Here is a 20,880-nt window from a genome sequence, read left to right as displayed (position 1 = left end):
GAAGGCATAGGGTCTCCATCGTTGTTCTTGCCTTCAGGCAGCGTTGCCGATGGCCTTAGGAGTTGAACGTGACGAGCACAGCACAGGCACAGAAGTCAGGAGCCGGTACGGCTCATCCCGATCATCTCGGGCACGTCATCTTCATCGCGGCGGCAGCGGCGATGGGCGGATTCCTCTTCGGCTACGACAGCTCCGTGATCAACGGCGCCGTCGAGGCCATCCGGGACCGCTACGACATCGGCTCCGCGGCCCTCGCCCAGGTCATCGCCATCGCCCTGATCGGCTGCGCCATCGGCGCCGCGACCGCCGGCCGCATCGCCGACCGCATCGGCCGCATCCGGGTCATGCAGATCGCCGCCGTGCTGTTCACGGTCAGCGCCGTCGGCTCGGCACTGCCCTTCTCCCTGTGGGACTTCGCCCTCTGGCGTGTCGTCGGAGGCTTCGCCATCGGCATGGCCTCCGTCATCGGCCCCGCCTACATCGCCGAGGTCGCCCCGCCCGCCTACCGCGGCCGGCTCGGCTCCTTCCAGCAGGCCGCGATCGTCATCGGCATCGCGATCTCGCAGCTGGTCAACTGGGGCCTGCTCAACGCCGCCGGCGGCGACCAGCGCGGTGAGCTCATGGGCCTGGAGGCCTGGCAGGTCATGCTCGGCGTGATGGTCGTCCCGGCCGTCCTCTACGGTCTGCTGTCCTTCGCCATCCCCGAGTCCCCGCGCTTCCTGATCTCCGTCGGCAAGCGGGAACGCGCCCGCGAGATCCTCGCCGAGGTCGAGGGCGAGAGCACCGACCTCGACGCCCGCGTCACCGAGATCGAGCGCGCCATGAACAGCGAGCACAAGTCCACCTTCAAGGACCTGCTCGGCGGCGGCTTCTTCTTCAAGCCGATCGTCTGGATCGGCATCGGCCTGTCGGTCTTCCAGCAGTTCGTCGGTATCAACGTCGCCTTCTACTACTCCTCGACGCTGTGGCAGTCGGTCGGCGTCGACCCGACGGAGTCGTTCTTCTACTCCTTCACCACGTCGATCATCAACATCGTCGGCACCGTGATCGCCATGATCTTCGTGGACCGCGTCGGCCGCCGGCCGCTCGCGATCATCGGCTCGGTCGGCATGGTCGTCGGCCTCGCCCTGGAGGCCTGGGCCTTCTCCTTCGACCTGGTCGACGGCAAGCTGCCGGCCGCCCAGGGCTGGACCGCCCTGATCGCGGCCCATGTCTTCGTCCTCTTCTTCGCCCTGTCCTGGGGTGTGGTCGTCTGGGTCATGCTCGGCGAGATGTTCCCGAACAAGATCCGCGCCGCCGCCCTCGGCGTGGCCGCCTCCGCGCAGTGGATCGCCAACTGGGCCATCACCGCGAGCTTCCCGTCCCTGGCCGACTGGAACCTCTCCGTGACGTACGTGATCTACACCGTCTCCGCCGCGCTCTCCATCCCGTTCGTCCTCAAGTACGTCAAGGAGACGAAGGGCAAGGCCCTGGAGGAGATGGGCTGACCGCCCGCGAACCCCGCGCCAGTCCCGGGAGTACGCCCCCGAGCCCGGGGAGAAGGGCCCGACCCCGCTGCCCCTCTCCCCGAACCCTGCCCCCGCCCCCGGCCCGGCCACCCCGGACCGGGGGCGGCGGCGTGCCACGGACGTCCGGCCGGCGCACACCTCCGCGGCTCAGCCCTCCAGCGCCGGCAGCACCCGCTCCGCGAACAGCCGCAGGCTCCGCCAGCCCTCCTCCACCGGCATGCCGCCCACCAGGGGATGCAGGACGAGGTTGTCGAGGTCCTGGGTCGCACACTCGTCCGGGGTGAGGATCCGGTAGACGCCCTCCGCCCGCAGTTCCTCGACCGTCGCCGCTGCCGAGCGGACCGCCGAGCGGATCTCGCCGGACTGCCAGGAGGCGTACGTCCGGGCCTCGTGCAGGAAGTGGTCGCCGTACCGCGCCCACGCCCGGTCCGGGTCCTCCGCGATGTGCAGCAACGGCGTCTCGGCCGTCGGCATCATCGTCCAGCCCTCCGTCCCGTACTCCACGAGCCGCTCCTTGTAATACGACTCCAGCTCCGGCAGGTACGCGCTCGGGAAGAACGGCAGTCCGAGCCGGGCGGCCCGGCGGGCGGCCGCCTTCGAGGAGCCGCCGACCAGAAGGAGGGGGTGCGGATCGGACGCCGGGCGCGGGGTGACCCGTACGGTACGGCCGCGGTACTCGAACTCCTCCCCGGTCCACGCCTTCAGCAGGGTCTCCAGCAGCTCGTCCTGGAGGCGGCCGCGCCGCTTCCAGTCGACGCCGGCGCGGGCGTACTCCTCGGGCCGGTAGCCGATCCCGGCGACCGTGAGCAGCCGGCCGCCGCTGAGCAGGTCCAGGACCGCGATGTCCTCGGCCAGCCGCAGCGGGTCGTGCAGCGGGCCGATCACCGCCGAGACGGTGACCGCCAGCCGCCGGGTCGCCCCCAGCACCGCGCCCGCGAAGGCGAACGGCGACGGCAGCCAGTTGTTCTCGACCCCGTGGTGCTCCTCGGTCTGCACGGTGGTCACCCCGTGCTCGTCGGCATACGCGGCCATCTCCAGCGCGGCCCGGTAGCGCTCGCCCAGCTCGGCGGGGGAGGCGCCGGGGGCGACGAGATTGAAACGGACGACGGTGACGGGCATGGGGGACCCCCTTCGGCGGATGTGGGAGGACCGTAGCTGACGGGCCGTCAGGTAACCAGGGGCGCGGAGACACCCGCCCCGGGGAGCCGGGCCCTCGCCGGGGGAGGGATGGATACTGGACGGGTTATGGAAACCGTCATCCTTGCTGTAGTCATCGCCGTGGTCGTGCTCGCGGTGCTCGGTGGGCTCGTCGTCGGCAGTCGGCGCAAGAAGCCGCTGCCCCCGCCGCCCCCCGCAGCGCCCGACATCACCGCGCCTCCGGCCGAGCCGCACGTCGGCGACGAGGCCGAGACGCCGCGCGACGAACCGCGCCGCACGATCGAGGAGGTGGATCTTCCCGACGGCGGCTCGACCGGAGTCGCGGTCGAGGAGCCGCCCGTCGTCGAGGCTCCCGAGATCGAGATCCCGGAGCCCACCGCAGGCCGCCTGGTGCGCCTGCGTGCCCGTCTCTCCCGCTCCCAGAACGCGCTCGGCAAGGGCCTGCTCACGCTGCTCTCGCGCGAGCACCTCGACGAGGACACCTGGGAGGAGGTCGAGGACACCCTGCTCACCGCCGACGTCGGCGTGGCGCCCACCCAGGAGCTGGTGGAGCGGCTGCGTGAGCGCGTCAGGGTGCTCGGCACCCGCACCCCCGCGGAGCTGCGCGGACTGCTGCGCGAGGAGCTGCTCAAGCTGGTCGGCACCGATGTCGACCGCACGGTGAAGACCGAGCCCGAGGACCGCAAGCCCGGCATCGTGATGGTCGTCGGCGTCAACGGCACCGGCAAGACCACCACCACCGGCAAGCTGGCGCGCGTGCTCGTGGCCGACGGGCGGACCGTCGTCCTGGGTGCCGCCGACACCTTCCGTGCCGCCGCCGCCGACCAGCTGCAGACCTGGGGCGAGCGGGTCGGCGCCCATACCGTGCGCGGCCCGGAGGCCGGTGACCCCGCCTCCGTCGCCTTCGACGCGGTGAAGGAGGGCAAGGAACTGGGCGTCGACGTGGTGCTCATCGACACCGCCGGGCGGCTCCACACCAAGACCGGGCTCATGGACGAGCTGGGGAAGGTCAAGCGGGTCGTCGAGAAGCACGCCCCGCTCGACGAGGTGCTGCTCGTCCTCGACGCCACCACGGGGCAGAACGGTCTGGTCCAGGCCCGGGTCTTCGCCGAGGTCGTCGACATCAGCGGCATCGTGCTGACCAAGCTCGACGGCACCGCCAAGGGCGGCATCGTCGTCGCCGTCCAGCGGGAGCTCGGCGTCCCGGTCAAGCTCGTCGGACTCGGCGAGGGCGCGGACGACCTGGCCCCGTTCGAGCCGGAGGCGTTCGTTGACGCCCTTATCGGAGAGTGATCCAGCTTCCGCGTCCGGGATCCGGATCCGGAGAAGCGCCCGCCCCCAGGTGCAGTCGGGGCGGGCGCTTCGCTGTGTACGTCGATGAAAGGTGCCGGGCAGGCCCTACGCGCGCGACCGGTGGGCCACGTAGGCCAGCGTCCCCAGCAGCAGCCGGGCCTCCGGCGGGCGGGTCGCCGAGTCCAGGGCCGGCGGGCGCAGCCAGTGGACCGGGCCCAGGCCGCCGCGGTCGGAGGGCGGCGCCGTGACGAACGTACCCGGGCCGAGGCCGCGCAGGTCGAGGGCTGCCGGGTCGTCCCAGCCCATGCGGTAGAGCAGGTCGGTCAGCTCGGCGGCCGCGCCGGGGGCGACGAAGAACTGGGTACGGCCCTCGGGGGTGGCGGTGACCGGGCCGAGGGGGAGGCCCATGCGCTCCAGCCGGACCAGGGCGCGGCGCCCGGCCGGTTCGGCCACCTCGATCACGTCGAACGCGCGCCCGACCGGCAGCATCACCGCGGCGCCCGGGAACTCCGCCCAGGCCCTGGTCGCGTCGTCGAGGGTGGCGCCGGCGGGGACGCGCGGGGCGAACCCCAGGGGATGCGCGCCGGGTGCGCGGCAGTCCGCGCGTCCGCAGGAGCAGACGCCGGCCGCGGCCCGGGCGCCCGGTACGACGTCCCAGCCCCACAGTCCCGTGAACTCGGCGACGGCGGTGCACTCGGACGAGCGACCGCGCCTGCGCGCGCCGGAGCGGATCTCGCGAATGCCGCCGATCGTGAAGCCCATGCCCCCTCCAACGGGTTCGACGCGCCGATGGTTACGTAACGGACGCATGTCGTAACTCTGCGTGCTTTCGCTGCCCGTCGTCCGCCTGTTCCAGGCGGCGTCCGGAAGCGCGCCGGGTGGTGTGATCGGCTGTGTGCGCCCCTGAGTGCTTCGCTCCGCTCACTCCCGGCCGTCCGGTGTCAAGTGAATCGCGTGCGAGCCGTCGCGAGTTCATTCGAAGGGGTGGCGAATGGTGGCGTTTCCGGGATCGCCGTGGCTGGAGCCGTGATCGTAGGATTACTTTGAGTGTGCGGGTCCTGGAGGCACATGCACTTGCGGGTATGCCGGAGGCAAGTCGACTTTCCGTTCGAGGGGTGACAACTACCGGACGAGGGGCCGTATTTACCGGCATTCTGATAAGGCTTGGCGCACTCAGTGACAAGTGGTCTCAGGGATGGGGGCGTTCCAGTGAGCGGCAACGACGGAAGCGGGAGCAACGCTGCGAGTGCGGACAAGCGCCCCAACGAGCTGCTCACCTCGTGGTTCGTGCGCAGCGGCTGGTCGAAGGGTGAACTGGCCCGTCAAGTCAACCGTCGTGCACGCCAGTTGGGCGCCAACCACATCTCCACGGACACCTCGCGCGTGCGTCGCTGGCTGGACGGCGAGAACCCCCGCGAGCCCATCCCCAGGATCCTGTCCGAGCTGTTCTCCGAGCGGTTCGGCTGTGTCGTCTCCGTCGAGGACCTCGGTCTGCGCGCCACGCGCCAGGCACCCTCGGCGACCGGTGTCGACCTGCCCTGGACGGGTCCGCAGACGGTGGCCCTGCTCAGCGAGTTCTCGCGCAGCGACCTGATGCTGGCGCGGCGCGGCTTCCTCGGAACCTCGCTGGCCCTGTCCGCGGGCCCGTCCCTCATCGAGCCGATGCAGCGCTGGCTCGTCCCCACGCCGCCCGCCCCGCTCCCGGAACCGGAGTCCTTCCCCACCAGCCGGGCCCGCGGCCGGCTCTCCAAGCCCGAGCTGGACCTGCTGGAGTCCACCACGGTGATGTTCCGGCAGTGGGACGCCCAGTGCGGCGGCGGACTGCGCCGCAAGGCCGTCGTCGGCCAGCTGCACGAGGTGACGGACCTCCTCCAGGAACCCCAGCCCGAGGCGACCTCCAGGAAGCTGTTCAAGGTCGCCGCCGAGCTGGCCGAGCTCGCCGGCTGGATGTCGTACGACGTGGGGCTCCAGCCGACCGCCCAGAAGTACTTCGTCCTCGCCCTGCACGCCGCCAAGGAGGCCGGTGACCGGCCGCTCGGCTCGTACATCCTCTCCAGCATGAGCCGCCAGATGATCCACCTCGGGCGGCCCGAGGACGCCCTGGAGCTCATCCATCTCGCGCAGTACGGCAGCCGCGACTGCGCGAGCCCGCGCACCCAGTCCATGCTGTATGCGATGGAGGCCCGCGCCTACGCCAACATGGGACAGCCCGGGCGGTGCAAGCGGGCCGTGCGGATGGCCGAGGACACCTTCGCCGACGCCGACGAGTGGGACGAGCCCGACCCCGACTGGATCCGCTTCTTCTCCGAGGCCGAGCTGTACGGCGAGAACAGCCACTCCTTCCGCGACCTCGCCTATGTCGCCGGCCGCAGCCCCACCTACGCCTCGCTCGCCGAGCCCCTGATGCACAAGGCCGTCCAGCTGTTCGCGGGCGACGGCGACCACCAGCGCTCGTACGTGCTGAACCTGATCGGCATGGCCACCGTCCACCTGCTGCGCCAGGAGCCCGGGCAGAGCGCCCAGCTCGCCGCGCAGGCCATGAAGGAGGCGAAGAAGGTCCGCTCCGAGCGCGTCAACACTCGTATTCGAAAGACCGTCGACACCGCCGTCCGGGACTTCGGGGACCTCTCCGAGGTCGTGGACCTCACCGAGCGGCTCGCCATGGAGCTGCCGGAGACGGCCGCAGCCGTCTGAACGACCTTGATCCACAGCTGAACCACCGAGAAAACCCTGAACCCCGGCCGCGGCCGGCCCTCCCGAAGTGCCCGACTCGGCTCCCCCATGCCAGGTCATCGGAAGGCCGCCCGCGGCCGGTTTTCCTTCCTCCAGTGAAGGTTGCGCCACGATAACGATCCGCTCCGCGCACATCAGGCAGTTCACCGAGGCGTAACGCACGAGGCGCCTTCGTCACGGCGGCGAAACAACGAGGGGCTTCCACCGAAACGGCGCTGCGTCAATCTCATGGCGCATAACCGGCCCACCCCTCATTTCCGCTTCTGGCTTCGCCCGCACGGGGCCGTACCAATCGACGAGGAGACGCCGATGGCATCAGCCGCCATCACGCTTGCCGCGGAGGCACCCAAGCTGTCGTCCGCGAACACAGGCTTCATGCTCATCTGTTCCGCCCTGGTGCTGATCATGACCCCGGGCCTCGCCTTCTTCTACGGAGGCATGGTCCGCGTCAAGAGCACGCTGAACATGCTGATGATGAGCTTCATCAGCATCGGGATCGTCACCATCCTGTGGGTGCTGTACGGCTTCTCGCTCGCCTTCGGTACCGACTCCGGCAGCGTCATCGGCTGGAACTCCGACTGGGTCGGTCTCAGCAACATCGGCCTGACGGAGCTGTGGGACGGATACACCATCCCGATCTTCGTCTTCATGGTCTTCCAGATGATGTTCGCCATCATCACGCCCGCCCTGATCAGCGGCGCGCTGGCCGACCGCGTGAAGTTCTCCGCCTGGGCGCTGTTCGTCGCCCTGTGGGCCACGGTCGTCTACTTCCCGGTCGCGCACTGGGTCTGGGGCGCCGGCGGCTGGGCCTTCGAGCTCGGTGTCATCGACTTCGCCGGTGGTACGGCGGTCCACATCAACGCCGGTGCCGCGGCCCTCGGCGTGATCCTGGTCATCGGCAAGCGCGTCGGCTTCAAGAAGGACCCGATGCGCCCGCACAGCCTCCCGCTGGTCATGCTCGGCGCCGGTCTGCTGTGGTTCGGCTGGTTCGGCTTCAACGCCGGTTCGTGGCTCGGCAACGACGACGGCGTCGGCGCGCTGATGTTCGTCAACACGCAGGTCGCCACCGCCGCCGCCATGCTGGCCTGGCTCGTCTACGAGAAGATCCGCCACGGCGCGTTCACCACGCTGGGCGCCGCCTCCGGCGCGGTCGCGGGCCTCGTCGCCATCACCCCCTCGGGTGGTGCGGTCTCCCCGCTCGGCGCGATCGCCGTCGGCGCCATCGCCGGTCTGCTGTGCGCCATGGCCGTCGGCCTGAAGTACAAGTTCGGCTACGACGACTCCCTCGACGTCGTCGGTGTCCACCTGGTCGGCGGTGTCGTCGGCTCCCTGCTGATCGGCTTCTTCGCCACCGGCAAGGGCCAGTCCACGGCGACCGGTGTCTTCTACGGCGACCACTCCTTCGACCAGCTGTGGAAGCAGTGCGCCGGTGTCTTCGCGGTCCTCGCCTACTCGCTGGTGGCCTCCGCGATCCTCGCCTTCCTCCTCGACAAGACCATCGGTATGCGGGTCTCCGAGGACGACGAGGTGGCCGGCATCGACCAGGCCGAGCACGCCGAGACCGCATACGACTTCAGCGGTGCCGGCGGTGGCGCCGCCCGTACGACCGCCGTGCCGGCCGCCGTCGGCGCCGACAGCAAGAAGGTGGACGCATGAAGCTCATCACCGCCGTCGTGAAGCCCCACCGGCTCGACGAGATCAAGGAGGCCCTGCAGGCCTTCGGGGTGCACGGTCTGACGGTCACCGAGGCGAGCGGCTACGGTCGTCAGCGGGGACACACCGAGGTCTACCGCGGCGCCGAGTACACGGTCGACCTGGTCCCCAAGATCCGCATCGAGGTGCTGGCCGAGGACGACGACGCCGAACAGCTGATCGACGTCATCGTCAAGGCGGCCCGCACCGGCAAGATCGGTGACGGCAAGGTCTGGTCCCTCCCGGTCGAGACGGCCGTACGGGTCCGCACCGGCGAGCGCGGCCCGGACGCGCTCTGACCGCAGAACAGAACAGGAGTCGCTGGGTGACGAGCACCAACGTGCGAAAAGAAGCAGAGGACTCGGGACCCAGCGGCTACGCGGCGGCCCGGCTGCGCCTCCTCACCGAGGGGGCGCGGTCCGGGCCGCCGCGCCGTGCGGCCCTCTCCGAGCTGACCGACGACTGGCTCACCGGACTGTTCGCCGCCGGCACCGAGGACATGAAGGGCGTCTCGCTGGTCGCCGTCGGCGGCTACGGCCGCGGCGAACTCTCCCCGCGCAGCGACCTCGACCTCCTGCTGCTGCACGACGGCAGTGACAGCAAGGCGGTCGCCGCCCTCGCCGACCGCCTCTGGTACCCCGTCTGGGACCTGGGCCTCGCCCTCGACCACTCGGTCCGCACCCCGGCGGAGGCCCGCAAGACCGCCGGGGAGGACCTGAAGGTCCAGCTCGGCCTGCTGGACGCCCGCCATCTCGCCGGCGATCTCGGCCTCACCGCCGGACTGCGCACCGCCGTCCTCGCCGACTGGCGCAACCAGGCGCCCAAGCGCCTGCCCGAACTCCAGGAACTGTGCGCCGAGCGCGCCGAGCGCCAGGGCGAGCTGCAGTACCTGCTGGAACCCGACCTCAAGGAGGCCCGCGGCGGCCTCAGGGACGCCACCGCCCTGCGTGCCGTGGCCGCCTCCTGGCTGGCCGACGCGCCCCGCGAGGGCCTCGACGACGCCCGCCGCCGGCTCCTCGACGTGCGGGACGCGCTGCACCTGACCACCGGCCGCGCGACCGACCGGCTGGCCCTTCAGGAACAGGATCAGGTCGCGGCCGAGCTGGGACTCCTCGACGCCGACACGCTGCTGCGGCAGGTGTACGAGGCGGCGCGCGTCATCTCGTACGCGAGCGATGTCACCTGGCGCGAAGTGGGGCGCGTGCTGCGGTCGCGCGCCGTACGGCCGCGTCTGCGCGCCATGCTCGGCGGCGGGAAGCCCGTGCCCGAGCGCTCTCCGCTCGCCGAAGGCGTGGTGGAGCAGGACGGCGAGGTGGTGCTCGCCCGCGCCGCACGCCCCGAACGCGACCCCGTGCTCCCCCTGCGTGCCGCGGCCGCCGCCGCCCAGGCCGGCCTCCCGCTCTCCCTGCACGCCGTCCGGCACCTCGCCGGCACCGCCCGCCCCCTGCCCACGCCCTGGCCCGCCGAGGCCCGGGAACAGCTGGTCACCCTGCTCGGCTCGGGCCGGCCCACCATCGAGGTGTGGGAGGCGCTGGAGGCCGAGGGTCTGATCACCCGGCTGCTGCCCGACTGGGAGCGGGTGCGCTGCCGGCCGCAGCGCAACGCCGTGCACATCTGGACCGTCGACCGGCACCTCATCGAGACCGCCGTCCGCGCCTCCGAGTTCACCCGCCGGGTCAGCCGCCCCGACCTCCTGCTGGTCGCCGCTCTGCTGCACGACATCGGCAAGGGCTGGCCCGGCGACCACTCCGTGGCGGGCGAGATCATCGCCAAGGACGTGGCCGCCCGCATCGGCTTCGACCGCGCGGACGTGGCGGTGCTCTCCGCCCTCGTACGGCACCACCTGCTGCTCGTCGAGACGGCGACCCGCCGCGACCTGGAGGACCCGGCCACGGTCCGCTCGGTCGCCGACGCCGTCGGCTCGCAGAGCACCCTGGAGTTGCTGCACGCGCTCACCGAGGCGGACGCGCTGGCCACCGGGCCCGCCGCCTGGTCCTCCTGGCGGGGTTCGCTCGTGGCGGACCTGGTCAAGCGGGTCGGGGCGGTCCTCGCCGGCGACGAGCCCGACGAGCCCGCCGCCGCCGCGCCCACCGCCGAACAGGAACGCCTCGCCATCGAGGCGGTCGCCACCGGCAGCCCGGTGCTCGCCCTGCGTGCCCAGACCGAGGCGCCCGCCGAATCGGCGGGGGAGCAGCCGCCCGGCGACCCCGAACCGCTCGGCGTGGAGCTGCTCATCGCCGTACCGGACCAGGCGGGCGTGCTGCCCGCGGTGGCCGGCGTGCTCGCCATGCACCGCCTGACCGTCCGCACCGCCGAGCTGCGCGCGCTGGACCTGCCCGACGGCGTCGACGGCTCCGTCCTGCTGCTGAACTGGCGGGTCGCCGCCGAGTACGGCTCGCTGCCCCAGGCGGCCCGGCTGCGCGCCGACCTCGTGCGCGCTCTCGACGGCTCCCTGGACATCGCCGGACGGCTCGCCGAGCGCGACGCTGCCTATCCTCGGCGCCGGGGCGTGGTCGCGCCCCCGCCGCGTGTGACGGTCGCCCCGGCGGCCTCCCGGCACGCCACCGTCATCGAGGTGCGCGCCCAGGACGCGCCGGGGCTGCTGTTCCGGATCGGCGCGGCCCTGGAGGACGCGGGGGTGCGGGTGCGCAGCATGCACGTCTCCACGCTCGGCGCCAACGCGGTCGACGCCTTCTACGTCACCGGCGCGGAGGGCTCACCGCTGCCGGCCGACGAGGCGGCGGCCGTCTCGCGCAAGCTGGAGGAGACCCTGCGGGGCTGATCCCGACGACGGGCGGGACCGGGTCTTGGCGACGACCGTGACCCGGTCTTGCCCGGCCGGGATACCCTTGAAGACGCTCACACCGCTCCCGACCCCGAGGACCGACGCCGCCGTGTTCGATACTCTCTCCGATCGCCTCTCAGCGACTTTCAAGAACCTGCGCGGCAAGGGACGGCTCTCCGAGGCGGACATCGACGCCACCGCGCGCGAGATCCGCATCGCCCTCCTCGAGGCCGACGTGGCCCTGCCGGTCGTCCGCACGTTCATCAAGAACGTCAAGGAGCGCGCCCTCGGTGCCGAGGTCTCCAAGGCGCTGAACCCCGCCCAGCAGGTCCTCAAGATCGTCAACGACGAGCTCGTCACGATCCTCGGCGGCGAGACCCGGCGTCTGCGCTTCGCCAAGCAGCCGCCCACCGTGATCATGCTGGCGGGTCTGCAGGGTGCCGGTAAGACCACCCTCGCGGGCAAGCTCGGCCACTGGCTCAAGGAGCAGGGCCACTCGCCGCTCCTGGTCGCCGCCGACCTTCAGCGCCCGAACGCCGTCAACCAGCTCAGCGTGGTCGCCGAGCGCGCGGGCGTGGCCGTCTTCGCGCCGGAGCCGGGCAACGGCGTCGGTGACCCGGTCAAGGTCGCCAAGGACTCCATCGAGCACGCCAAGTCCAAGGTCCACGACATCGTGATCGTGGACACGGCCGGCCGCCTGGGCATCGACCAGGAGATGATGCAGCAGGCCGCGGACATCCGGGACGCGGTCTCGCCGGACGAGATCCTCTTCGTCGTCGACGCGATGATCGGTCAGGACGCGGTCAACACCGCCGAGGCCTTCCGCGACGGCGTCGGCTTCGACGGCGTGGTCCTCTCCAAGCTCGACGGTGACGCCCGCGGTGGTGCGGCCCTGTCGATCCGCCAGATCACCGGCAAGCCGATCATGTTCGCGTCGAACGGCGAGAAGCTCGACGACTTCGACGCGTTCCACCCCGACCGGATGGCCTCCCGCATCCTCGACATGGGTGACCTGCTCACCCTGATCGAGCAGGCGGAGAAGACGTTCAGCCAGGAAGAGGCCCAGAAGATGGCCTCCAAGCTGGCGTCGAAGAAGGGCCAGGACTTCACCCTGGACGACTTCCTGTCCCAGATGGAACAGGTCAGGAAGATGGGGTCGATCTCCAAGCTCCTCGGCATGCTGCCGGGCATGGGGCAGATCAAGGACCAGATCAACAACCTCGACGAGCGGGACGTCGACCGCACGGCCGCCATCATCAAGTCGATGACCCCGGCCGAGCGCCAGGACCCCACGATCATCAACGGCTCGCGCCGCGCCCGTATCGCCAAGGGTTCCGGTGTCGAGGTCAGCGCCGTGAAGGGCCTGGTCGAGCGGTTCTTCGAGGCCCGCAAGATGATGTCCCGGATGGCCCAGGGCGGCGGCATGCCCGGCATGCCGGGGATCCCGGGCATGGGCGGCGGCCCCGGCCGGCAGAAGAAGCAGCCCAAGCAGGCCAAGGGCAAGCAGCGCTCCGGCAACCCGATGAAGCGCAAGCAGCAGGAGCTGGAGGCGGCCCAGCGCCGCGAGGCCGGGGCCCAGGGCGGCGCCTTCGGGCTGCCGCAGCAGGGCGGCCAGGAGTTCGAGCTGCCGGACGAGTTCAAGAAGTTCATGGGCTGACGCCCTCGCGGACACGTCACTGAGGGCGCCCTTCCCCACGGGAGGGCGCCCTCAGCGCATGCCGAGGTCCGGTGTCTGCCGTAACGTCCAGATATGAGCAATGCCGCTCCGCCGCGCAGGGCCCCCGACCAGCCATGGCGTACCGAGGGCACCCCGGACGACGGACCACGGCCCCCCGGTGGTCCCACCGGCCGCGGCAGAAGGCCACGGGGCCGGTGGTGGGGCCTCGCCGTCACCGCGGTGATCGTCTTCCTGCTGGTCTACGTCGGGCTGAACTACCTCGGCCAGGGCAACGAGCCGACGATCTCGTACACGGAGTTCAGCCGGCAGGTCGACGAGGGCAACGTCGACAAGATCTACTCCAAGGGCGACGCGATCCAGGGCCAGCTCAAACAGGCCCGGGACGACCCCGACGACGGGGGCCAGTACACCAAGTTCAAGACACAGCGCCCCGCCTTCGCGGACGACGACCTCTGGCAGACCCTGGACCGCCAGGACGTCACGGTGACCGCGCAGCCGGTCGTGCAGCAGCGCAGCCTGCTGTCCAACCTGCTGCTGTCGCTGGTACCGATCGTGCTGCTGGTCGCCGTGTGGATCTTCTTCGCCCGGCGGATGGGCGGCGGTCTGGGCGGTGCGGGCGGCATGCTCGGCCGCAAGGCACCGCCCAAGCCGGTGGAGCTGCGGCCCGGCACCGAGCGCACGACCTTCGCCGACGTGGCCGGTATCGACGAGGTCAAGGGCGAACTGGACGACGTCGTCGACTTCCTGGAACACCCGGACGTCTACCGCAGGATGGGCGCGAAGATGCCCCGCGGCGTGCTGCTGGCGGGCTCGCCCGGCACCGGCAAGACCCTGCTGGCGCGCGCGGTGGCCGGCGAGGCGGGCGTGCCCTTCTTCTCCGCCTCCGCGTCCGAGTTCATCGAGATGATCGTCGGCGTCGGCGCCTCCCGCGTCCGGGAGCTGTTCGCCGAGGCGCGCAAGGTGGCGCCGTCGATCATCTTCATCGACGAGATCGACACCATCGGGCGCGTCCGCAGCGGCGGTGCCTCGGTGAGCGGCCACGACGAGCGCGAGCAGACCCTGAACCAGATCCTCACCGAGATGGACGGCTTCTCCGGGTCGGAGGGCGTCATCGTCATAGCGGCGACGAACCGCGCCGACATCCTGGACCCGGCGCTGACCCGGCCCGGCCGCTTCGACCGGGTGGTCAACGTCTCCCCGCCCGACCGCGGCGGACGCGAGGCGATCCTGCGCATCCACACCCGCCAGATCCCGCTCGCCCAGGACGTGGACCTCACCCAGGTGGCCCGCACGACCCCGGGCATGACCGGTGCGGATCTGGCCAATCTCGCCAACGAGGCCGCGCTGCTCGCGGTCAAGCGCAAACAGCAGTACGTGACGCAGTCCCATCTGTCGGAAGCCCTGGAGAAGGTGCAGCTCGGCGCCGAACGCACCCTCGTGATGCCCGAGGAGGACCGCCGGCGCACCGCCTACCACGAGAGCGGCCACGCCCTCCTCGGCATGCTGCAGCCGGGCGCCGACCCCGTCCGCAAGGTCACCATCGTGCCGCGCGGCCGCGCGCTCGGGGTGACCATGTCGACCCCCGAGGTGGAGCGGTACGCGCACTCCGAGGAGTACCTGCGCGGCCGCATCATCGGCGCCCTCGGCGGGATGGCGGCCGAGCAGGTGATCTACGGGGTCGTCACGACCGGCGCGGAGAACGACCTCGAACAGGTCACCAACATCGCGCGCGGGATGGTCGCCAGGTGGGGCATGAGCCCACGCGTGGGCCGCCTCTCCGCCCTGCCCAGCGACGCCCAGCAGGCCTACGGTCTCGCGGCCGCCCCGGCGACGCTCGACGTCATCGACCACGAGATGCGCCGCATCGTCGACGAGTGCTACGAGGAGGCGTGCCACAAACTCCGCGACCACCGCGGCCGGCTGGACGCCCTGGCCGAGGCGCTGCTGGAGCACGAGACCCTGGAGGAGGCGGACGCGTACCGCATCGCGGGGATCACGCGCCTGACGAAGGACACGGACGCCTAGCGGGAGCCCTGGCGAGTCCGGGCGATCAGGTACCGGAAGACGTTCGGCATCCAGACCGTGCCGTCCCGTCGGCGGTAGGGGTGCAGCGCCTCCGTGAGCTCCTTGTCGACCTGCTCCTGGTCGGTCGCCGCGATCGCCGCGTCGAACAGACCCGTGGCCAGCAGGCCCCGGACGGCGCTGTCCACCCCGGCGTACCCGAAGGGGCAGGCCACCCGCCCGGATCCGTCCGGCGCGAGGCCCGCCCGCTGGGCGGCCTCCTCCAGGTCGTCGCGCAGCGCGGGACGCAGCCGGCCCATGCCGCGCGGGGGACCGTCGGGGCCGGTGGCCCGCGGGGGACCGGCGAGGCCGGTGGCGGGCGAGTGACCGTCGGGGCCGGTTGCGGGTGAGTGACCGACGGGGCCGGTGGCGGGCGAGTGACCGTCGAGGCCGGTGGCGGGTGAGTGACCGTCGGGACCGGTGGCGTGCGGGGGATCGTCCGCACCGGTGGCACGCGCCACGCCGTCCGGTCCGGCCACGGCCCGCACCACGTCCCAGGTCGCACAGCGCTCCGGCGGACCCCAGCCGACGAGCACCACGGGCGCCCCCCGCTCGGCGAGCGGAGTAGCCGCCGCGAGCAGGCCGACCAGCCCCTCGGCGTCGCCCGCGAGACAGCCGATCGGCTCGAAGGCGGTCACCAGGGTGTACGCGGGCGTCTTCGCGCCGGCCGCGCCCTCGGGCGACCTGTCGGTCAGCCGGATGTCCTCACGCGCGTGTGCCTCCCCCGCCCCGGGCAGCAGCCGCTCGCGTGCGAGGGCCAGCCGCTGGGGGGAGGACGGCTCGACACCGGTGACGGCCGCCCCTCTGGAGACCGCCATCAGCAGGGCGAGCCCGGAGCCGCAGCCGAGGCCGAGGAGCCGCGTGCGGGGGCCCACTTCCAGCCGCTCGTAGACGGCCTCGTAGAGCGGAACCAGCATCCGTTCCTGGATCTCGGACCAGTCACGCGCGCGTGCACCCAGATCCGCGCGGGGCACCGGCCCCGCGTGCGGAAGGTGCTGTCGCACGAGCACAGGTGTCATGAATTAGCGCCCCATTCCGCCGAGAATTTGCCGCAGTACCGATCAGGTGGCCCCCGTGCAGTGCGCCTCGCACTTCCCCCGTATGCCAGGTAACTCCCCCTCTGCGGCCGCGTCCAGGGGTCTCGGGCCCCTGCTTGTGGACTCGCTGTGGGAGTGGCGAGAATTCACATTCCGGCAACTTGGGCCCGTACCATCGCGCCATGACCAAGGCACCCGTTCTCACCCCGCGGGCGGACGACTTCCCCCGCTGGTACCAGGATCTGATCAACAAGGCAGAACTGGCCGACAACGGTCCGGTGCGCGGCACCATGGTCATCCGACCGTACGGGTACGGGCTGTGGGAGCGGATGCAGGCCGAGATGGACGCCCGCATCAAGGAAGCCGGCGCCCAGAACGCCTACTTCCCGCTGTTCATCCCCCAGGCCTATCTGACCCGGGAGGCCGAGCACGTCGAGGGTTTCGCCCCCGAGCTCGCGGTCGTCACCCACGGCGGCGGCAAGCAGCTCGAGGAGCCGGTCGTGGTCCGCCCGACCTCCGAGACGATCATCAACGACTACTTCTCGAAGTGGGTGCAGAGCTACCGCGACCTTCCCCTGCTGATCAACCAGTGGGCGAACGTGGTCCGTTGGGAGATGCGCCCGCGCGTGTTCCTGCGCACCAGCGAGTTCCTGTGGCAGGAGGGCCACACGGCCCACGCCACCTACGAGGACGCCCGCGCGTACGCGGCCCGCATCCACCGCGACGTGTACGGCGACTTCATGGTCAATGTGCTCGGCATCGACGTCGTGCTCGGCCGCAAGACCCCGAAGGAGCGCTTCGCGGGGGCCGTCAACACCCTCACCCTCGAAGGCATGATGGGCGACGGCAAGGCCCTGCAGCTGGGCACGAGCCACGAACTCGGCCAGAACTTCGCCAAGGCGTTCCACACCCAGTACCTGTCCAAGGACAGCAAGCAGGAGTTCGTCTGGCAGACCTCGTGGGGCGTCTCGACCCGCATGGTCGGGGGTCTGATCATGTCCCACGGCGACGACAACGGTCTGCGCGTGCCGCCGAGACTCGCGCACGTCCAGGTCGTCGTCATGGCCATCAAGGGCGACGAGGCCGTGGCGAAGGTCCGCGAGCTGGGCGACCGTCTGAAGGCCGCCGGCGTCCGCGTCCACGTGGACGACCGCGTCGACACCCCGTTCGGCCGCCGTGCCGTGGACTGGGAGCTCAAGGGCGTGCCGGTGCGCATCGAGATCGGCCCCCGTGACCTGGAGAACGGCACCGCGATGGTGGCCCGGCGGATCCGCGGCGGCAAGGAGGCCACGCGGATCGACGCGCTGGCCGACCTGCTGCCGACGGTGCTCGAGGAGGACCAGGCGCAGCTGCTGCGCGAGTCCCGCGAGCGCCGCCTGGCCCGTACCACCGAGGTGTCGACCGTCGACGAGGCCGCGGAGGTCGCGATGGCCGGCGGCTGGGCCCGCATTCCCTGGGCGACCCTCGGCGAGGAGGGCGAGGCCCGGCTCGCCGAGCACGCCGTGACCGTACGCTGTCTCGTCGCCGAGGACGGGTCGGTGCCGGACGACGGGGACGCGCCGGGTAACGTCGCGGTCGTCGCGCGCGCTTACTGATACAGCGCCCTTCCGGCGGACAGAGCGACCGAAACGCCTCTTGCGCCCCGCCGTACTCCTGTTCCCCGGCGCGCGGACACGGGGTACGCGCCGGGGCGTACGGCGAACTACGCACCACCTTGGGGTGAGCTGTGAGGCTTCTCCGCAGATCAGCGCACCCGCCCTCGTCAGGACGCATCAGCGGCAACTGACGGGTACGTGCAAATTATTTGGGATGCCCCGGAATAGGAACACAGCGGCACCCCCGCTCGTTGTCATTACGTGAGCACGACACAGACACCACCTGTTCTCGCCGCAGAGCTGGCGCAGGCGTGGGCCGACATTCAGCGGTACCACCCCGAGCTGCCGGACCTTGCCGCGCCAGAGTCCCTGATCGGGGAGTCGTCGTCCGCCTGCGGTCACGAGCTCTCCTTCGAGCGACTGCTCCATGAGGCAGTCCATGGCATCGCCGCCGCCCGCGGCGTACGCGACACCTCCCGTGCCGGCCGCTACCACAACCGCCGATTCCTCGCCATCGCCGAGGAGCTGGGCCTGGACCACCCCGAGGAACCGCACCCGAGCAGCGGCTTCTCGCTGGTCACGCTCAACCCCGAGGCCAAGCGCCGCTACCGCCCGACGATCGAGCGCCTCCAGCGGGCCCTCAAGGCCCACACGGCGGCCACCTCCGCCGACAACACCACCCGCACCTTCCGCGGTCCCGCCGCCCGCCACGGCTCCTCCGGCGGCGGCGTCCGGGTGAAGGCGGTCTGCGACTGCGGTCGCAACGTCCGGGTGGTCCCGTCGGTCCTGGCCCAGGCCCCGATCGTGTGCGGCGGCTGCGGCAAGCCGTTCCGCATCCCGGAGATCGCGGGCGCGGCGTAACGACGAAGGCCCAGCACCGGCATCTCGTGGCTGCCGGTCGAGGGCGAGGGCGGGGTGCCGGCCGGCACCCCGCCGGCGCCGGGCCGCGCACCCGACGGACGCCCCCCGCGGCGCCGGGTGCGTTTCAGGCATGCCCGGCGCACACCCCACCCCTCGGCCAAAGCCGACCGCACGGGTGTGGCACAATGGCTAGCTGTACTCGACAGCCGCACAGGACCCCTCTCTCCTCCGGCTGACGCGTCCATCGGGCACTCGGGTACCGCAACCCCACGCGGCAATCTCGCCGTGCCCAACCACGTCAAAACCAGGAGAATCCACTCCCGTGGCAGTCAAGATCAAGCTGAAGCGTCTGGGCAAGATCCGTTCGCCTCACTACCGCATCGTCGTCGCCGACTCCCGCACCCGCCGTGACGGCCGTGCGATCGAGGAGATCGGCAAGTACCACCCGACCTACAACCCGTCGGTCATCGAGGTGGACGCCGACCGCGTGGCGTACTGGCTGGGTGTCGGCGCGCAGCCGACCGAGCCCGTGCTCGCCATCCTGAAGAAGACCGGCGACTGGCAGAAGTTCAAGGGCGAGCCCGCCCCGGCTCCGCTGCTCGTTGCCGAGCCGAAGAAGGCGCGCCCGTCGTTCGAGGCCCTCGGGGGCGACGACGCGGGCAAGGGTGAGGCGATCACCCAGAAGAAGAAGGCCGAGAAGAAGGACGAGGCTGCCGCCGAGTCCGAGTCGACCGAGGCCTGAGCATGCTCGAGGAGGCTCTCGAGCACCTCGTGAAGGGCATCGTCGACAACCCTGACGATGTGCAGGTCGCCTCGCGCAACCTGCGGCGCGGGCAGGTGCTCGAGGTCCGGGTCCACCCGGACGACCTCGGCAAGGTGATCGGCCGCAACGGCCGCACCGCACGCGCTCTGCGCACCGTCGTGGGCGCCATCGGCGGCCGCGGTATCCGTGTCGACCTCGTCGACGTGGACCACGTCCGCTGACGCTGAACACAGCACCGGCTCGGGCCGGGGAGGGCCACTGGGCCGTCCCCGGCCCGTAGTCGTATGAACGGAGACCTACAGAAGTGCAGCTGGTAGTCGCTCGCGTCGGCCGCGCCCACGGCATCAAGGGCGAGGTCACCGTGGAGGTACGTACCGACGAGCCCGAGCTCAGGCTCGCCCCCGGTGCCGTCCTGGCCACCGACCCGGCCTCCGCCGGACCGCTCACCATCGAGACCGGTCGCGTCCACAGCGGCCGTCTCCTCCTGCGCTTCGAGGGCGTGCGCGACCGCAACGCCGCCGAGGCCCTGCGCAACACCCTCCTCATCGCCGAGGTCGACCCCGACGAACTGCCGGAGGAGGAGGACGAGTACTACGACCACCAGCTGATCGACCTCGACGTGGTCACCAAGGACGGCGCGGAGGTCGGCCGGATCACCGAGATCTCGCACCTCCCCTCCCAGGACCTCTTCATCGTCGAGCGGCCGGACGGGAGCGAGGTGATGATCCCCTTCGTCGAGGAGATCGTCACCGAGATCGACCTGAAGGAGCAGCGGGCGGTCATCGACCCGCCGCCCGGTCTCATCGACGACCGCGCCGAGATCGACTCCAGCGGGGACGACTCGTAATGCGCCTCGACGTCGTCACGATCTTCCCCGAGTACCTCGACCCGCTGAACGTCTCCCTCGTCGGCAAGGCACGCGCGCGTGGGCAGCTCGACGTGCGGGTGCACGACCTGCGGGAGTGGACCTACGACCGGCACAACACGGTCGACGACACGCCCTACGGCGGCGGCCCGGGCATGGTCATGAAGACCGACCCCTGGGGCGACGCCCTGGACTCGATCCTCGCCGACGGCTACGAGACCGGCGCGACGCGGCCCGCGCTCATCGTGCCGACCCCCAGCGGCCGCCCGTTCACCCAGGAACTCGCCGTCGAGCTCTCCGAGCAGCCGTGGCTGATCTTCACCCCGGCCCGCTACGAGGGCATCGACCGGCGGGTCGTCGACGAGTACGCCACCCGGATCCCGGTCCACGAGGTCTCCATCGGCGACTACGTCCTCGCCGGCGGCGAGGCGGCCGTCCTCGTCATCACGGAGGCCGTGGCCCGTCTGCTGCCCGGTGTGCTCGGCAACGCCGAGTCCCACCGCGACGACTCCTTCGCGCCCGGCGCCATGGCGAGCCTCCTCGAGGGACCCGTCTACACCAAGCCGCCCGCCTGGCGCGGCCGGGAGATCCCGGATGTCCTGCTCAGCGGCCACCACGGCAAGATCGCCCGCTGGCGGCGCGACGAGGCCCTGCGCCGGACGACGGCCCACCGGCCCGACCTGATCGAGCGCTGCGCACCCGCGGCCTTCGACAAGAAGGACCGCGAGATGCTCTCCATCCTGGGCTGGGCACCCGATCCGGAGGGCGAGCCGTACGGCCGATTTTGGCGCAGGACCGACGGCATGGAAGAATAGACCGCTGTTGTGCGCCGTCCGGCGTGCGCCCCTGCC

17 protein-coding genes are annotated in these 20,880 nt (G+C 71.3%); 14 read left to right on the top strand and 3 right to left on the bottom strand.

What is annotated here, in order from left to right; all coding sequences use genetic code 11:
* Positions 1 to 68 precede the first annotated feature (68 nt).
* Positions 69 to 1,487, top strand: coding sequence for a sugar porter family MFS transporter (locus ACIRF9_RS34615; RefSeq protein ID WP_403830378.1), 1,419 nt, complete (start codon positions 69 to 71; stop codon positions 1,485 to 1,487).
* A gap of 168 nt (positions 1,488 to 1,655) precedes the next feature.
* Here ACIRF9_RS34615 and ACIRF9_RS34610 read toward each other — a convergent pair whose 3' ends face one another.
* Positions 1,656 to 2,627, bottom strand: coding sequence for an LLM class flavin-dependent oxidoreductase (locus tag ACIRF9_RS34610; protein ID WP_403830376.1), 972 nt, complete (start codon positions 2,625 to 2,627; stop codon positions 1,656 to 1,658).
* Positions 2,628 to 2,753: 126 nt separating this feature from the next.
* On the opposite strand from ACIRF9_RS34610, the gene ftsY reads away from it, so the two are divergent.
* Positions 2,754 to 3,959 carry a signal recognition particle-docking protein FtsY gene (gene ftsY, locus ACIRF9_RS34605; protein ID WP_403830373.1) on the top strand — a complete coding sequence of 402 codons (1,206 nt, stop codon included), beginning with the start codon at positions 2,754 to 2,756 and terminating at the stop codon, positions 3,957 to 3,959.
* A 105-nt stretch (positions 3,960 to 4,064) separates the two neighbouring features.
* Here the strand turns inward: ftsY and ACIRF9_RS34600 are convergent, their stop codons facing one another.
* Positions 4,065 to 4,721 (bottom strand): bifunctional DNA primase/polymerase, encoded by a 657-nt coding sequence (locus tag ACIRF9_RS34600; RefSeq protein ID WP_403830371.1) that lies wholly within the window; start codon positions 4,719 to 4,721, stop codon positions 4,065 to 4,067.
* 447 nt (positions 4,722 to 5,168) lie between these two features.
* Between ACIRF9_RS34600 and ACIRF9_RS34595 the strand changes: the two genes are divergently transcribed.
* The 6 genes from ACIRF9_RS34595 to ftsH all read left to right on the top strand — a co-directional run bounded on the left by ACIRF9_RS34595 (position 5,169) and on the right by ftsH (position 14,872).
* Entirely contained in the window at positions 5,169 to 6,653 is a 1,485-nt protein-coding gene (locus ACIRF9_RS34595; protein WP_403830369.1) for a hypothetical protein, read from the top strand.
* 348 nt (positions 6,654 to 7,001) lie between these two features.
* The gene (locus ACIRF9_RS34590; protein ID WP_403830367.1) at positions 7,002 to 8,348 is read left to right on the top strand and encodes an ammonium transporter; all 1,347 of its coding nucleotides are present in this window, start codon (positions 7,002 to 7,004) and stop codon (positions 8,346 to 8,348) included.
* A complete protein-coding gene (locus ACIRF9_RS34585; RefSeq protein WP_003997576.1) occupies positions 8,345 to 8,683 on the top strand; it encodes a P-II family nitrogen regulator in 339 nt (112 codons plus the stop codon). Before ACIRF9_RS34590 ends, ACIRF9_RS34585 begins: the two co-directional genes overlap by 4 nt.
* 26 nt (positions 8,684 to 8,709) lie before the next feature.
* Positions 8,710 to 11,166, top strand: a complete 2,457-nt coding sequence (locus tag ACIRF9_RS34580; protein ID WP_403830365.1) for a [protein-PII] uridylyltransferase — start codon at positions 8,710 to 8,712, stop codon at positions 11,164 to 11,166.
* 112 nt (positions 11,167 to 11,278) lie between these two features.
* Positions 11,279 to 12,826, top strand: a complete 1,548-nt coding sequence (gene ffh / locus ACIRF9_RS34575; RefSeq protein WP_403830363.1) for a signal recognition particle protein — start codon at positions 11,279 to 11,281, stop codon at positions 12,824 to 12,826.
* Positions 12,827 to 12,919: 93 nt separating this feature from the next.
* On the top strand, positions 12,920 to 14,872 hold the full coding sequence (gene ftsH, locus ACIRF9_RS34570; RefSeq protein WP_403830361.1) for an ATP-dependent zinc metalloprotease FtsH: 1,953 nt from the start codon (positions 12,920 to 12,922) through the stop codon (positions 14,870 to 14,872).
* On the opposite strand, the gene ACIRF9_RS34565 is transcribed toward ftsH, so the two are convergent.
* Positions 14,869 to 15,927 (bottom strand): SAM-dependent methyltransferase, encoded by a 1,059-nt coding sequence (locus ACIRF9_RS34565; RefSeq protein ID WP_403830359.1) that lies wholly within the window; start codon positions 15,925 to 15,927, stop codon positions 14,869 to 14,871. The two genes, ftsH and ACIRF9_RS34565, sit on opposite strands and share 4 nt — an antisense overlap.
* 200 nt (positions 15,928 to 16,127) lie before the next feature.
* Between ACIRF9_RS34565 and proS the strand changes: the two genes are divergently transcribed.
* The 6 genes from proS (at position 16,128) to trmD (ending at position 20,844) form a co-directional block, all read left to right on the top strand.
* Positions 16,128 to 17,540, top strand: a complete 1,413-nt coding sequence (gene proS / locus ACIRF9_RS34560) for a proline--tRNA ligase (protein ID WP_403830357.1) — start codon at positions 16,128 to 16,130, stop codon at positions 17,538 to 17,540.
* Positions 17,541 to 17,801: 261 nt separating this feature from the next.
* A complete protein-coding gene (locus ACIRF9_RS34555; RefSeq protein ID WP_133915852.1) occupies positions 17,802 to 18,401 on the top strand; it encodes a hypothetical protein in 600 nt (199 codons plus the stop codon).
* Between the two features lie 322 nt (positions 18,402 to 18,723).
* A complete protein-coding gene (rpsP, locus tag ACIRF9_RS34550) occupies positions 18,724 to 19,143 on the top strand; it encodes a 30S ribosomal protein S16 (RefSeq protein WP_403830353.1) in 420 nt (139 codons plus the stop codon).
* Positions 19,144 to 19,145: 2 nt separating this feature from the next.
* On the top strand, positions 19,146 to 19,385 hold the full coding sequence (locus ACIRF9_RS34545; RefSeq protein WP_031107040.1) for an RNA-binding protein: 240 nt from the start codon (positions 19,146 to 19,148) through the stop codon (positions 19,383 to 19,385).
* Positions 19,386 to 19,468: 83 nt separating this feature from the next.
* The gene (gene rimM, locus ACIRF9_RS34540) at positions 19,469 to 20,011 is read left to right on the top strand and encodes a ribosome maturation factor RimM (RefSeq protein ID WP_403830350.1); all 543 of its coding nucleotides are present in this window, start codon (positions 19,469 to 19,471) and stop codon (positions 20,009 to 20,011) included.
* Entirely contained in the window at positions 20,011 to 20,844 is an 834-nt protein-coding gene (gene trmD / locus ACIRF9_RS34535) for a tRNA (guanosine(37)-N1)-methyltransferase TrmD (RefSeq protein WP_403830348.1), read from the top strand. Before rimM ends, trmD begins: the two co-directional genes overlap by 1 nt.
* Positions 20,845 to 20,880: the final 36 nt, after the last annotated feature.

It is taken from the genome of Streptomyces sp. NPDC096132 (genome assembly GCF_044763345.1).
Lineage (GTDB): Bacteria > Actinomycetota > Actinomycetes > Streptomycetales > Streptomycetaceae > Streptomyces.
The sequence above is the reverse complement of the archived record's forward strand: the minus strand, read 5'-3'. Positions and strand labels throughout refer to the sequence as shown.

What these genes read in the sequence shown, in the direction of transcription:
- ftsY (WP_403830373.1), top strand. Translation starts at nt 2,754, where the DNA reads ATGGAAACCGTCATCCTTGCTGTAGTCATCGCCGTGGTCGTGCTCGCG.
- ACIRF9_RS34610 (WP_403830376.1), bottom strand. Translation starts at nt 2,627, where the DNA reads ATGCCCGTCACCGTCGTCCGTTTCAATCTCGTCGCCCCCGGCGCCTCC.
- ACIRF9_RS34600 (WP_403830371.1), bottom strand. Translation starts at nt 4,721, where the DNA reads ATGGGCTTCACGATCGGCGGCATTCGCGAGATCCGCTCCGGCGCGCGC.
- ACIRF9_RS34545 (WP_031107040.1), top strand. Translation starts at nt 19,146, where the DNA reads ATGCTCGAGGAGGCTCTCGAGCACCTCGTGAAGGGCATCGTCGACAAC.
- ACIRF9_RS34590 (WP_403830367.1), top strand. Translation starts at nt 7,002, where the DNA reads ATGGCATCAGCCGCCATCACGCTTGCCGCGGAGGCACCCAAGCTGTCG.
- trmD (WP_403830348.1), top strand. Translation starts at nt 20,011, where the DNA reads ATGCGCCTCGACGTCGTCACGATCTTCCCCGAGTACCTCGACCCGCTG.
- ACIRF9_RS34565 (WP_403830359.1), bottom strand. Translation starts at nt 15,927, where the DNA reads ATGACACCTGTGCTCGTGCGACAGCACCTTCCGCACGCGGGGCCGGTG.
- proS (WP_403830357.1), top strand. Translation starts at nt 16,128, where the DNA reads ATGACCAAGGCACCCGTTCTCACCCCGCGGGCGGACGACTTCCCCCGC.
- ftsH (WP_403830361.1), top strand. Translation starts at nt 12,920, where the DNA reads ATGAGCAATGCCGCTCCGCCGCGCAGGGCCCCCGACCAGCCATGGCGT.
- ACIRF9_RS34585 (WP_003997576.1), top strand. Translation starts at nt 8,345, where the DNA reads ATGAAGCTCATCACCGCCGTCGTGAAGCCCCACCGGCTCGACGAGATC.